Genomic DNA, 12,436 nt, shown 5'->3' with positions numbered 1-12,436 from the left:
GGCTGCTATCTTTCGTTCAATGCTTTTCCCAGGATCCTTTTCATGGCCACAACCGGCACCCTCTACATCATTTCCGCACCCTCCGGCGCCGGCAAGACCAGCCTGGTCAAGGCCCTGATCGACAGCGAGCCGCAGATCCGCGTCTCGGTTTCGCACACCACCCGCGCCATGCGCCCGGGCGAGGTGGACGGGGTCAACTACCACTTCGTCGACCACGCGCAGTTCAGTGCCATGATCGAGCGCAGCGAGTTCCTCGAGCATGCCCAGGTCTTCGACAACTTCTACGGCACCTCGCAGAAGTGGGTCGAGCAGACCCTGGCCGAGGGCTTCGACCTGATCCTCGAGATCGACTGGCAGGGCGCACAGCAGGTGCGCAAACTGATGCCGCAGGCCAAGTCCATCTTCATCCTGCCGCCGACCCAGGAAGCCCTGCGCCATCGCCTGACCCACCGCGGCCAGGACAGCGGCGAGATCATCGAGCGGCGCATGCGCGAGGCGGTCAGCGAGATGAGCCACTACGTCGAGTACGACTACCTGGTGATCAACGACGACTTCAACCACGCCCTGAGCGACCTGAAAGCCATCTTTCGCAGCAACCAGTTGTCGCAGACGCAGCAACAGCAGCGCCATGCCGGCCTGCTCAGCGAACTGCTGGCGTAAAACAGCGCTTCCATTGTCGCTGGTGATTTTTTAGACTATTCAGTCCGCTCGCCCACTCGGGCCAAGCTTATCCGCACAAGTTACGAGGAACACCATGGCTCGCGTTACCGTCGAAGATTGCCTGGACAACGTTGATAACCGCTTCGAACTGGTCATGCTCGCGACCAAGCGTTCGCGCCAGCTGGCCACCGGCGGCAAAGAGCCGAAAGTGGCCTGGGAAAACGACAAGCCCACCGTGGTGGCCCTGCGCGAAATCGCTGCCGGCCTGGTGGACTACGAAGTGGTCGCCCAGGAAGACATCGTCGAAGAAGAACCGCTGTTCGCCGCCTTCGAGGAAGAGGCCAACGAGCCTCTGTAAGTCGATGAAGCCGGGTCGAAGTCGCTCGAGGCGTAGCCAAACCGGTCAGCAAGGGAGCATCCCATGGCCGGCATAGATGCTCTCGCCGATCGGCTTTCGACCTACCTCGGCCATGACCAGGTCAACCTGGTCCGCCGCGCCTACTTCTACGCCGAACAGGCGCACGATGGCCAACGCCGCCGCAGCGGCGAGGCCTACGTGACCCATCCGCTGGCCGTGGCCAGCATCCTCGCCGACATGCACATGGATCATCAGAGCCTGATGGCCGCCATGTTGCACGACGTCATCGAAGACACCGGCATCGCCAAGGAAGCGCTCAACGCGCAGTTCGGCGAAACCGTGGCCGAACTGGTCGACGGGGTCAGCAAGCTGACCCAGATGAACTTCGAGACCAAGGCCGAGGCGCAGGCCGAGAACTTCCAGAAGATGGCCATGGCCATGGCCCGCGACATCCGCGTGATCCTGGTCAAGCTCGCCGACCGCCTGCACAACATGCGCACCCTCGATGCCATGCCGCACGAGAAGAGCCGGCGCATCGCCAAGGAAACCCTGGAAATCTACGCGCCCATCGCCAACCGCCTGGGCATGCACAACATGCGCGTGGAATTCGAGGACCTGGGCTTCAAGGCCATGCACCCGATGCGCTCCGAGCGCATCCGCGCCGCCGTGCGCCGCGCTCGGGGCAACCGCAAGGAGATCGTGGCCAAGATCGAGGAATCGATCCAGATGTGCCTGCAGCGCGAGGGCATGGAAGGCGAAGTGATCGGCCGCGAGAAGCACCTGTACAGCATCTACCAGAAGATGCGCGGCAAGCGTAAGGCGTTCAACGAGATCATGGACGTCTACGCCTTCCGCATCATCGTCGACAAGGTCGACACCTGCTACCGCGTGCTCGGCGCCGTGCACAACCTGTACAAACCACTGCCGGGTCGCTTCAAGGACTACATCGCGATTCCCAAGGCCAACGGCTACCAGTCGCTGCACACCACGCTGTTCGGCATGCACGGCGTGCCCATCGAGATCCAGATCCGCACCCGCGAGATGGAAGAGATGGCCAACAACGGCATCGCCGCGCACTGGCTGTACAAGTCCAACGAGGATGAAGTGCCCAAGGGCAACCATGCCCGTGCACGGCAGTGGGTCAAGGGTGTGCTGGAACTGCAGCAGCGCGCCGGCAATTCGCTGGAATTCATCGAAAGCGTGAAGATCGACCTGTTCCCGGACGAGGTCTACGTGTTCACGCCCAAGGGCCGCATCATGGAGCTGCCGAAAGGCTCCACCGCGGTCGACTTCGCCTACGCGGTGCATACCGACGTCGGCAATACCTGCATCGCCTGCCGCATCAACCGCCGCCTGGCACCGCTGTCACAGGCGCTGGAAAGCGGCTCGACGGTGGAAATCGTCACCGCGCCGGGCGCCCGGCCGAATCCGGCCTGGCTCAACTTTGTGGTCACCGGCAAGGCGCGCACGCACATCCGCCATGCCCTCAAGCAGCAGCGCCGTTCCGAATCCATCAGCCTCGGCGAACGCCTGCTGAACAAGGTGCTGGCCAGCTTCGATACGCACCTGGAGAAGATTGCCCCCGAGCGCGTACAAGCTGTGCTCGGCGAATACCGCCAGGAAGTGATCGAGGATCTGCTGGAGGATATCGGCCTGGGCAACCGCATGGCCTACGTAGTCGCCCGTCGCCTGCTGGCCGAAAGTGGCGAGGCCCTGCCGAGCAGCGAAGGCCCGCTGGCCATTCGCGGCACCGAAGGCCTGGTACTGAGCTACGCCAAGTGCTGCACGCCGATTCCGGGCGACCCCATCGTCGGCCACCTGTCGGCCGGCAAGGGCATGGTGGTGCACCTGGAAAGCTGCCGCAACATCAGCGAAATCCGCCACAACCCGGAGAAATGCATCCAGCTCAACTGGGCCAAGGATGTCGCCGGCGAATTCAATGTCGAACTGCGCGTCGAGCTGGAGCACCAGCGCGGCCTGATCGCCCTGCTGGCCAGCAGCGTCAACGCCGCCGATGGCAACATCGAGAAGATCGGCATGGACGAGCGCGACGGCCGGATCAGCGTGGTACAGCTGGTGATCAGCGTGCATGACCGCGTCCACCTGGCTCGCGTGATCAAGAGGCTGCGCGCGATCAAGGGCGTGATGCGTATCACCCGAGTACGCGCCTGACACAATTCCCCTATTTCGATGCTGTAGGCTGGGCGCTCGATCCAGCCAGTTCTCACAAGGAGCGATTCATGAGCAAGACCGTCATCACCAGCGACAAGGCCCCAGCCGCCATCGGCACCTACTCCCAGGCGATCAAGGCCGGCAATACCGTCTACATGTCCGGCCAGATCCCGCTGGACCCGGTGAGCATGGAGCTGGTCGAAGGCTTCGAAGCGCAGACCGTACAGGTGTTCGAGAACCTCAAGGCCGTGGCCGAAGCGGCCGGCGGTTCGTTCAAGGACATCGTCAAGCTGAACATCTTCCTCACCGACCTGTCGCACTTCGCCAAGGTCAACGAGATCATGGGCCGCTACTTCGAGCAGCCCTACCCGGCCCGCGCCGCCATTGGCGTCGCTGCGCTGCCGCGCGGCGCGCAGGTGGAAATGGACGCTATTCTGGTACTCGAATAAGTCCTGCGGCGGGGCAAACGCCCCGCCCTCTTCCCCTCCCTGCCGGCATGGAGACGACCATGCGCCTGATCGCCCTGCTGCTATGCAGCACCCTCCTGGCCGGTTGCGCCAGCAAACCGAGCAACGACCCCAGCGGTACTTGGATCAACCAGGCGGCCATCGATGCCGCGCGCGAGAGTGGTCGCCTGCGCGAAGCGCTGCTCGCCTACGGCCCGAACCTCGAATGGCAGATCCACCCGGAGCGGCAGCAGGCCAGCTACAGCAACGGCTTCGAACTGGCCGAGGGCCGCCTGCAAGCGGCCGGCGAAAGCCGCTGGCAGGTGACCTTCTACGGCGACTACAAGGAGCAACTCGCCATTCAGAACGGTGAGCTGGTGCAGATCGCCAGCGGCTACTGGCCCGAGCAGCACTTTGCCCGCGCCCCCGACGAAACCAAACCGCTGGGCAGTAGCTTCGAACAGGCGCTGTATCGCGACTATCTCGGCGGCGACTGGCTGATCGTCGAAGGGCTCGGCCAGGGCGGCCTGGTGCGTTTCAACAGCGACGGCCAGGTGCAGGGTTTGCCCGGCGCCGAACGCTTCGCCCTGTGCCTGGCTGGCGATTGCGCGGCCATGAGCGGCGAGCATGACAGCCTCTGGCTGCAGGCCGGCGACCAGGGCAGCCCCTGGCTGTTCGTGCATGAGGGCAATCAGCTGCGCATCTTCGAAGCGCAGAACCGCGCCCAGTTCGACGAGATGCCCGAGTACCAGCCCGGTCCGCAGCGCTGGCTGCTCAAGCGCCGCTGATTCGGCAGGCGCCGACCTCCAGCCGGAGCGGCGCCGCGCTACAGCGCCCCCAGCAACAGCCAGCCGCCCAGCGCCAGCAACAGGCCGCCGCAGCCACGGTCCAGCCAGCGCACGCGACGCTGCAACCAGCCGCGCCAGCGTGCCTGATCGAGCAGGCGCACCAGCGCCAGATCCCAGAACAGCACCACCAGGGTCATCCACAGCATTGCCAGGCCCAACCCCCAGGCCGGCATCGCCGATTCGCGCAGCACCCCGAACAGCCCGGCATAGAACAGCGGCACCTTGGGATTGAGACTGCAGGACAGCAGGCCCTGGCGCATGCCCTTCCACACCCCGCCCAGCCGCAGCTGCTCGCCCTGCGGCAGGACCAGATCCCGCCGCGAGGCCAGCGCCTGCAGACCGATCCAGGCGAAGTACAGCCCGCCGACGACCTGCAGGCCGCGCCACAGCCAACTGCCCTCGGCGGGTAACAACGCCATGACGAGCAGCACCAGCAGCATGATCAGCAGGTTGGCCAGGGCGATGCCGCAGGCACAACCGTCGGCCTGGCGCCGGCCTTTGGCCAGCGCGGTGCGAATCAGCAGAAAGAAGTCCGGACCCGGCGACAGCAAGGCCGCGAAATGAGTACCGGCAACCAGCAGAAACAGCGCGAACATGAAACCTCCGTTTGGCGGAGGCAGTGTCGACAACTGCCGGCAGTGCTGTATTGGAAGAAAGTCAGGCTCACCAGTGTCGCAGCGAGGCTGTTCAGCCCTGCACCATGAGGCGCTGGAGCTGCACACCGATGCCGCAACCACGCCGCATCAGGCTTGCGCCAGCACGCGAAAACGGCCTGGAGTGACCCCGGTGAAGCGGCGGAACACGCCGTTGAAATGCGCCTGGTCATAGAACCCCAGGTCCAGCGCGACATCGGCCAGCGCCTGGCCCTGCAGCAACCTGCGCTTGGCCTCACGCACCCGGCGCTGCAGCAGGTAGGTATGCGGCGGCACGCCATAGGCACGGCGGAAGGCGTCGATCAGGTGGCGTGGATGACGCTGCACCAATGCGGCCAGCTGCTCCAGACTGACGGCCTCGGCGTAATGCGCTTCCAGGTAATCACGCAGGTACGCCGTCACCCCGCTGTCGCGAAATGCCGGGCGCGCCTCGCGCAAGCCGCCGTGGCGGACGAATACCAGCTCCAACAGGGCCAGCAGTTCGCTCTCCAGCGCCAGCGCATCGCCCCGCTCGAACTCGCCCGCCAGACGCGCCAGGCCTGCCAAGACCTGGCCGTCGTCATGCGGGTTGAGCGTGCTGAAGCCATTGGGCAGGCGCTTGCGCCCGAGCAGCGCCGGCAGCCGCGACTCCTCGACATAGAGCATGCGATACACCACGCGCGGCGACTCGGCATGCCCGGTATGCGGCTCCTCGGGATTCATCAGCGACAAGGTTCCGGCAGGCAGCGCATAGCGCTGACCACGGCACTGGTAACCGCCGACACCCTGCACGATACCGCCGATGGCAAAGGCATCGTGACTGTGACGGCCGAACGCCTGCCCGGAGAAGTCGGCATGGAACAGCTCGACTCCCGGCAGCCAGGGTTTGGCCAGCAGGCGGTTGGCATCCATCTCAGCCCCCGGCGAGGATCGCCGCATAACCCTCGCGATAGCTGGGATACTGCGGCGCCCACCCCAAAGCGCGGGCGCGGGCATTGCTGCAACGCTTGCTGCCGGCGCGGCGCACGCGCTGCTCATCGCTCCAGTGGCTGACGCCCAGGCGTTCGCGCAACCAGGCCACCACCTCGTGCAGCGGCGCCGGCTCGTCGTCCACCCCAAGGTAGCAAGCAGCCAGGGGCACGCCGGCGGCGTCCGCCTGCAACAGCGTGGCGAGCAGCCCCGCTGCGTCATCGACATGAATGCGGTTGCCGTACAGCGGTGGCGTCTCGCTGACCCGATAGCCACCGCGCACCTGGCTCAGCAGCCATTCGCGCCCCGGTCCGTAGAGCCCGGTCAGGCGCACCGTGGTGGCCGGCAGGCCGCTGGCGAACGCCACACGTTCGGCCTCGCGCATGATCACGGCGGAAAAGCTTTGCGCTTCGGCGGCAGAGTCCTCGTCGATCCACTCGCCCTCCTGCTGCCCGTAAACGCCGCTGCTGGAGGCGAACAGGATGCGCCGCGGTCGCTGACCATGCTGCCCCAGCCAGCCCAGCACGCGGCGCAGGCCGTCGACATAGGCCGCGCGGTAGCCGGCTTCATCGTGCTGGGTGGCGGCGGCGCAGTACACCAGATAGTCCAGCTGTCCCTGCGGCCAATCCGCGGGACAGGCGTCGGCCTGCAGATCGCCGGCCAGCGGCTCGATGGCGGCCGGCAGCGCGGCCACATTGCGGCGCAGGCCCAGCACGCGCCAGCCCTGCTCGGCCATGCGCAGGCCAAGACGGGTACCGACATCGCCACACCCGGCGATCAGCAGGCTGTTGCATTCCGACATGCCGTTCTCCATGACTGTTATGCGACGGCGCAGTGTAACAGGCCGCTTGAGGCCGTCAGCGGCGGCATCGATTACAGGACGGAGAGCGCCGTATCAGCCTAAATCGAGATAGTTTTGCAACAGCCTGTTAGCGCGGTTGGTTCATCTGTTTGCAAAGGCTATGCTTGGCGGCAACTTAATGGATAAACACTATGACCCTCACCGAACTGCGCTACATCGTCACCCTCGCCCAGGAACAGCATTTCGGCCGCGCCGCGGAACGCTGCCACGTCAGCCAGCCGACCCTGTCGGTGGGCGTGAAGAAGCTGGAGGACGAGCTCGGCGTACTGATCTTCGAGCGCAGCAAGAGCGCCGTGCGCCTGACCCCGGTCGGTGAGGGCATCGTCACCCAGGCGCAGAAGGTGCTGGAGCAGGCCCAGGGCATTCGCGAGCTGGCCCAGGCCGGCAAGAACCAGCTGACCGCCCCGCTGAAGATCGGCGCCATCTACACCGTCGGCCCCTATCTGTTCCCGCACCTGATTCCGCAGCTGCACCGGGTCGCCCCGGACATGCCGCTGTACATCGAGGAAAACTTCACCCACATCCTGCGCGACAAGCTGCGCACCGGCGAGCTGGACGCCATCATCATCGCCCTGCCCTTCCAGGAAGCCGATGTGCTGACCAAGCCGCTGTACGACGAGCCCTTCTACGCGCTGCTGCCGGCCGGCCACCCCTGGGCAGCGCTGGACACCATCGACACCAAGCTGCTCAACGACAAGAGCCTGCTGCTGCTCGGCGAGGGCCACTGCTTCCGCGATCAGGTGCTGGAAGCCTGCCCGACCCTGCGCAAGGGCGGTGACGATCACGGCAAGCACACCACGGTGGAATCCAGCTCGCTGGAAACCATCCGCCATATGGTCGCCTCCGGCCTGGGCGTGTCGATCCTGCCGTTCTCGGCGGTGGACAGCCACCACTATGCGCCGGGCGTGATCGAAGTACGTCCGCTCAGCGCACCGGTGCCGTTCCGTACCGTGGCCATTGCCTGGCGCGCCAGCTTCCCGCGGCCCAACGCCATCGAAGTGCTGGCCGACTCGATCCGCCTCTGCTCGGTCGCCCGCAGCCCGCAGACCAAGGCAGTCTGAGGCCAGAGGTGAGCGAGCTGGCAGCGGTTTCCGTCACTGCGCTCAAAGGCGTAGGCGCCGCCCTGGCCGAGAAACTGGCCAAGGTCGGCCTGGAAAACCTGCAGGACGTGCTGTTCCACCTGCCGCTGCGCTACCAGGATCGCACCCGCATCACCCCCATTGGCGCGCTGCGCCCGGGGCAGGATGCGGTGGTCGAGGGCATCGTCGCCGGTGCCGACGTGGTCATGGGCCGGCGGCGCAGCCTGCTGGTGCGCCTGCAGGATGGCAGCGGCACGCTGAGCCTGCGCTTCTTCCACTTCAGCCAGGCGCAGAAGGAAGGGCTCAAACGCGGCACCGCTCTGCGCTGTTACGGTGAAGTCCGCCCCGGCGCCACCGGCCTGGAGATCTACCACCCGGAATACCGCGCGCAGAGCGGCGACGAGCCGGCTCCGGTGGAGCAGAGCCTGACGCCCATCTACCCGACCACCGAAGGCCTGACCCAGCAGCGCCTGCGTCAGCTCAGCCAGCAGGCACTGGCGCGTCTCGGCCCACGCAGCCTGCCGGACTGGCTGCCCGATGAGCTGGCCCGTGACTATCGTCTGGCGCCGCTGGATGAGGCCATTCGCTACCTGCACCGGCCGCCGCCGGACGCCGATCTCGAAGAGCTCGCCGAGGGCCGCCACTGGGCGCAGCATCGCCTGGCCTTCGAGGAACTGCTGACCCATCAGCTATCGCTGCAGCGCCTGCGCGAACAGGTGCGTGCGCAGCAGGCGCCAGCCCTGCCGCCAGCGCAGAAGCTGCCGCAACAGTACCTGGCCAATCTCGGCTTTGCCCCCACCGGCGCGCAGCAGCGCGTAGGCGCCGAGATCGCCTATGACCTGGCGCAGAGCGAGCCCATGCTGCGCCTGGTGCAGGGTGATGTCGGCGCCGGCAAGACCGTGGTCGCCGCGCTGGCCGCCCTGCAGGCGCTGGAAGCAGGCTATCAGGTGGCACTGATGGCGCCCACCGAGATCCTCGCCGAGCAGCACTTTCTCAACTTCAGCAAATGGCTGGCACCGCTGGGCCTGGACGTCGCCTGGCTGGCCGGCAAGCTCAAGGGCAAGGCCCGCGCAGCAGCCCTGGAACAGATCGCCGGCGGCTGCCCGATGGTGGTCGGCACCCACGCCCTGTTCCAGGACGAAGTGAAGTTCAAGCGCCTGGCCCTGGTGATCATCGACGAACAGCACCGCTTCGGCGTACAGCAGCGCCTGGCCCTGCGCCAGAAGGGCATCGACGGCCGCCTCTGTCCGCACCAGTTGATCATGACCGCCACGCCCATCCCGCGCACCCTGGCGATGAGTGCCTACGCCGACCTGGACACCTCGATCCTCGATGAACTGCCGCCAGGGCGCACGCCGGTCAACACCCTGGTGATCGCCGACAGCCGCCGCGATGAGGTGGTCGAGCGGGTGCGCAATGCCTGCCAGCAGGGGCGCCAGGCCTACTGGGTGTGCACCCTGATCGAGGAATCCGAGGAGCTCACCTGCCAGGCCGCGGAAACCAGCTTCGAGGAGCTCTCCGCCGCGCTCGGCGAGCTGCGCGTCGGGCTTATCCACGGGCGCATGAAACCGGCCGAGAAGGCCGCGGTGATGGACGAGTTCAAGCAGGGCCACCTGCAGCTGCTGGTGGCCACCACGGTGATCGAGGTGGGCGTCGACGTGCCCAACGCCAGCCTGATGATCATCGAGAACCCCGAGCGCCTGGGCCTGGCCCAGCTGCACCAGCTGCGCGGCCGGGTCGGTCGCGGCAGCGCCGCCAGTCATTGCGTGCTGCTCTATCACGCGCCATTGTCGCAACTGGGCCGCGAACGCCTGGCGATCATGCGCGAGACCACCGATGGCTTCGTCATCGCCGAGAAGGATCTGGAGCTGCGCGGTCCCGGGGAAATGCTCGGTACCCGGCAGACCGGTCTGCTGCAATTCAAGGTCGCCGACCTGATGCGCGACGCCGACCTGCTGCCCGCCGTGCGCGATGCCGCGCAGGCACTATTGGAACATTGGCCACAACATGTGGCTCCATTGCTGGAGCGCTGGTTGCGTCACGGCCAGCAATACGGTCAAGTGTGAACCTGTTCACAGGACAACCGTCGCCACGAACCTTTGCACAAATGCCCGCTGGTTATACTCCGGGGCAGATGTGCCAACGCCGGATACCGATATGACTGAAGCCGCCCTCGCCCCCAACGCCTCTGCGCAACCGCCTGCCGTGATCGCGCAGCTGCTGGAAAAACTCGCCGTCCCCTTCCAGGCGCGCACCGAGGTGCCCGGCCTGCCGGCGGCGGCTCGGGTGCAGGCCGTGCTGGTGGATGACGCGGTCGGCGCACTGCTGGTGCTCTATCCGCGCAGCCAGTTGCTCGACCTGGCGCGCCTGGCCGAACTGACCGGGCGCCAGCTCACCGCGGTCAAACCGGAGCGCCTGGAGCGCATGCTCGGCAAGCACAACCTGACCGCGCTGCCTGGCCTGCCGCCGCTGACCAGTTCACCCTGCCTGTACGAGGAGCGCCTGCTGCAGGTGCCCAGCCTGCTGATCGAGTCCGGTCAGCCCGGCGTGCTGCTGGAGATTCCCACCGAGGCCTACAAGAGCCTGCTGAGCAAGGCCAGCGCGGCGCGCTTCGGCGAGCCGGTGCTGGCGATCCGGCCGAACCTCGACCGCCCCGATGACGACCGCGCCGAGATCACCCAGGCGGTCCAGGCCTTCACCGCACGGCGCATCCAGCAGCGACTGGAAGAAACCATCGAGATTCCACCGCTGCCGGAAACCGCGCAGAAGATCATCAAGCTGCGGGTCGACCCCAACGCCACGGTCGACGACATCACCGGCGTGGTGGAAACCGACCCGGCGCTGGCGGCTCAGGTGATCAGCTGGGCGGCATCGCCCTATTACGCCGCGCCCGGCAAGATCCGCTCGGTGGAAGATGCCATCGTCCGCGTGCTGGGCTTCGACCTGGTGATCAACCTGGCCCTTGGCCTGGCGTTGGGCAAGACCCTCAGCCTGCCCAAGGACCAGCCGCAGCACGCCACGCCCTACTGGCAACAGGCGATCTACACCGCCGCGGTGATCGAAGGCCTGACCCGCGCCATGCCCCGCGCCCAGCGCCCGGAAGCCGGCCTGACCTACCTCGCCGGTCTGCTGCACAACTTCGGCTATCTGGTGCTGGCGCACGTGTTCCCGCCGCACTTCTCGCTGATCTGCCGCCACCTGGAGGTCAACCCGCACCTGCCTGCCAGCCATATCGAGCAGCACCTGCTCGGCATCACCCGCGAACAGATCGGCGCCTGGCTGATGCGCCACTGGGACATGCCGGAGGAACTGGCCACCGGCCTGCGCTTCCAGCACGACCCGAGCTACGCCGGCGACAACGCCGCCTTCCCCAATCTGGTGTGCCTGGCCGTGAGCCTGCTGCGCAATCGCGGTATCGGCGCCGGGCCGCAGGGGGAGATTCCCGAGGAACTGTTCGAGGCCCTGGGCCTGAGCCGGGAAAAGGCCGAAGACGCCGTGAGCAAGGTGCTCAGCGCCGAAGTAGCGCTGCGTGAGCTGGCGGCGCAGTTCCAGCACCCGCACTGAGGTCGCGACCTGCCCAGTCGCGCCGGTGAATTCGCGCCTGACCTGCGCTCGCGACAGCGGGCGCCGGTCTACCGGCGCAACTGCTCGCGGCGTTCGGCGAACAATTGCGGCACCACTTCCAGACTGATGGCGAGCAGGCGGCTGACGCTGGCATCTTCGTAGAGCGCGGCGTACTCGGCCAGCTGGTCGCTGGGCATCTGCCGGTAGGCATAGAGCATGAAGGACTCCACCGCTTGCGCGCTGGATTGGCGAATGGCCTCGGCCTGCTTCTGGGTCTGCGCCTGCAGCTCGGCCTCGTCGAGGTTCTCGCCGCGCGCCCTGAGCGCCAGCAGCGCCTGGGTCTTGCCCACCTCGTAACGCAGCAGGCTAGCCAGTTCGGTGGTGCGCGCCGCCGCATCGAGCCGCTTGACCAACTCCAGACGCGCACCCCGCGGCGGTTGCTCAAGCAGACGCTGGCGATATTCGGCCAGGCCCTCGGGCTGCTCACCAACCGCTCGCTCGAGGGCGGTGAAACGCCGCGCCAGCGGGCTATCGAGGCGCTCCCGGGCCTGCTGCACCGCATCGAAACGGGCCGCGACGCGCGTGGCCAGCTCCAGACAGAAGGCCTCGCCCGCAAACAGCTGAGCGAGGCGCTTCTGCTCGGCTTCACCCTGACCGCGCTGCAGCAAGGGCGCACTCTGTTCGCACAGCAGGTGAATACCGGCCAGTTCAAACAGCGGCAGCAGTGCGCGGGACGCGGCGGGCTCGGCGCGCGCCGAGAGCGCGGCCAGCAACAGCAAGGGCAACAGGAAGAAACGCATGACCAGGCTTTCCACTAGGACTCGCCAGGCAGCCTAACCAAAGCGC

The 12,436-nt window shown here is 66.5% G+C and carries 12 protein-coding genes; 8 read left to right on the top strand and 4 right to left on the bottom strand.

The window, feature by feature from the left end; genetic code table 11:
- Window positions 1–42 precede the first annotated feature (42 nt).
- The 5 genes from gmk to N7333_RS14185 all read left to right on the top strand — a co-directional run bounded on the left by gmk (window position 43) and on the right by N7333_RS14185 (window position 4,424).
- Window positions 43–660, top strand: a complete 618-nt coding sequence (gene gmk, locus N7333_RS14205; RefSeq protein WP_096825235.1) for a guanylate kinase — start codon at window positions 43–45, stop codon at window positions 658–660.
- A 94-nt stretch (window positions 661–754) separates the two neighbouring features.
- Window positions 755–1,018, top strand: coding sequence for a DNA-directed RNA polymerase subunit omega (rpoZ, locus tag N7333_RS14200; RefSeq protein ID WP_003242550.1), 264 nt, complete (start codon window positions 755–757; stop codon window positions 1,016–1,018).
- 63 nt (window positions 1,019–1,081) lie between these two features.
- Window positions 1,082–3,190 carry a bifunctional GTP diphosphokinase/guanosine-3',5'-bis pyrophosphate 3'-pyrophosphohydrolase gene (spoT, locus tag N7333_RS14195; protein ID WP_129483674.1) on the top strand — a complete coding sequence of 703 codons (2,109 nt, stop codon included), beginning with the start codon at window positions 1,082–1,084 and terminating at the stop codon, window positions 3,188–3,190.
- A 68-nt stretch (window positions 3,191–3,258) separates the two neighbouring features.
- Window positions 3,259–3,639 (top strand): RidA family protein, encoded by a 381-nt coding sequence (locus N7333_RS14190; RefSeq protein ID WP_003242553.1) that lies wholly within the window; start codon window positions 3,259–3,261, stop codon window positions 3,637–3,639.
- 59 nt (window positions 3,640–3,698) lie between these two features.
- Window positions 3,699–4,424 carry a hypothetical protein gene (locus tag N7333_RS14185; protein ID WP_129483675.1) on the top strand — a complete coding sequence of 242 codons (726 nt, stop codon included), beginning with the start codon at window positions 3,699–3,701 and terminating at the stop codon, window positions 4,422–4,424.
- 38 nt (window positions 4,425–4,462) lie between these two features.
- On the opposite strand, the gene N7333_RS14180 is transcribed toward N7333_RS14185, so the two are convergent.
- The 3 genes from N7333_RS14180 to N7333_RS14170 form a co-directional block, all read right to left on the bottom strand.
- The gene (locus N7333_RS14180; protein ID WP_129483676.1) at window positions 4,463–5,080 is read right to left on the bottom strand and encodes a LysE family translocator; all 618 of its coding nucleotides are present in this window, start codon (window positions 5,078–5,080) and stop codon (window positions 4,463–4,465) included.
- 147 nt (window positions 5,081–5,227) lie between these two features.
- Entirely contained in the window at window positions 5,228–6,028 is an 801-nt protein-coding gene (locus N7333_RS14175; protein ID WP_129483677.1) for an AraC family transcriptional regulator, read from the bottom strand.
- 1 nt (window position 6,029) lies between these two features.
- Complete coding sequence (locus tag N7333_RS14170; protein ID WP_012020152.1) at window positions 6,030–6,887, bottom strand: NAD-dependent epimerase/dehydratase family protein; 858 nt, start codon at window positions 6,885–6,887, stop codon at window positions 6,030–6,032.
- Window positions 6,888–7,078: 191 nt separating this feature from the next.
- Here N7333_RS14170 and N7333_RS14165 point away from each other — a divergent pair, with 191 nt between their 5' ends.
- The 3 genes from N7333_RS14165 to N7333_RS14155 all read left to right on the top strand — a co-directional run bounded on the left by N7333_RS14165 (window position 7,079) and on the right by N7333_RS14155 (window position 11,590).
- Entirely contained in the window at window positions 7,079–8,008 is a 930-nt protein-coding gene (locus tag N7333_RS14165) for a hydrogen peroxide-inducible genes activator (RefSeq protein ID WP_003242562.1), read from the top strand.
- Between the two features lie 8 nt (window positions 8,009–8,016).
- Window positions 8,017–10,092, top strand: coding sequence for an ATP-dependent DNA helicase RecG (gene recG / locus N7333_RS14160; RefSeq protein ID WP_129483678.1), 2,076 nt, complete (start codon window positions 8,017–8,019; stop codon window positions 10,090–10,092).
- 91 nt (window positions 10,093–10,183) lie between these two features.
- Window positions 10,184–11,590: an aminoacyl-tRNA deacylase and HDOD domain-containing protein gene (locus N7333_RS14155; RefSeq protein WP_003242565.1), complete on the top strand. Its 1,407-nt coding sequence runs from the start codon at window positions 10,184–10,186 to the stop codon at window positions 11,588–11,590.
- Between the two features lie 68 nt (window positions 11,591–11,658).
- Here the strand turns inward: N7333_RS14155 and N7333_RS14150 are convergent, their stop codons facing one another.
- Window positions 11,659–12,390 (bottom strand): hypothetical protein, encoded by a 732-nt coding sequence (locus N7333_RS14150; protein ID WP_177491269.1) that lies wholly within the window; start codon window positions 12,388–12,390, stop codon window positions 11,659–11,661.
- Window positions 12,391–12,436: the final 46 nt, after the last annotated feature.

Origin of the sequence: Pseudomonas sp. GD04158, from assembly GCF_029834875.1 — a bacterium.
Taxonomy (GTDB): domain Bacteria; phylum Pseudomonadota; class Gammaproteobacteria; order Pseudomonadales; family Pseudomonadaceae; genus Aquipseudomonas; species Aquipseudomonas hydrolytica.
Note: the sequence above shows the minus strand (reverse complement) of the source record. Positions and strands in the feature narration are given on the sequence as shown.

What these genes read in the sequence shown, in the direction of transcription:
- rpoZ (WP_003242550.1), top strand. Translation starts at nt 755, where the DNA reads ATGGCTCGCGTTACCGTCGAAGATTGCCTGGACAACGTTGATAACCGC.
- spoT (WP_129483674.1), top strand. Translation starts at nt 1,082, where the DNA reads ATGGCCGGCATAGATGCTCTCGCCGATCGGCTTTCGACCTACCTCGGC.
- N7333_RS14180 (WP_129483676.1), bottom strand. Translation starts at nt 5,080, where the DNA reads ATGTTCGCGCTGTTTCTGCTGGTTGCCGGTACTCATTTCGCGGCCTTG.
- gmk (WP_096825235.1), top strand. Translation starts at nt 43, where the DNA reads ATGGCCACAACCGGCACCCTCTACATCATTTCCGCACCCTCCGGCGCC.
- N7333_RS14170 (WP_012020152.1), bottom strand. Translation starts at nt 6,887, where the DNA reads ATGTCGGAATGCAACAGCCTGCTGATCGCCGGGTGTGGCGATGTCGGT.
- N7333_RS14175 (WP_129483677.1), bottom strand. Translation starts at nt 6,028, where the DNA reads ATGGATGCCAACCGCCTGCTGGCCAAACCCTGGCTGCCGGGAGTCGAG.
- N7333_RS14185 (WP_129483675.1), top strand. Translation starts at nt 3,699, where the DNA reads ATGCGCCTGATCGCCCTGCTGCTATGCAGCACCCTCCTGGCCGGTTGC.
- N7333_RS14150 (WP_177491269.1), bottom strand. Translation starts at nt 12,390, where the DNA reads ATGCGTTTCTTCCTGTTGCCCTTGCTGTTGCTGGCCGCGCTCTCGGCG.
- N7333_RS14165 (WP_003242562.1), top strand. Translation starts at nt 7,079, where the DNA reads ATGACCCTCACCGAACTGCGCTACATCGTCACCCTCGCCCAGGAACAG.
- N7333_RS14190 (WP_003242553.1), top strand. Translation starts at nt 3,259, where the DNA reads ATGAGCAAGACCGTCATCACCAGCGACAAGGCCCCAGCCGCCATCGGC.
- N7333_RS14155 (WP_003242565.1), top strand. Translation starts at nt 10,184, where the DNA reads ATGACTGAAGCCGCCCTCGCCCCCAACGCCTCTGCGCAACCGCCTGCC.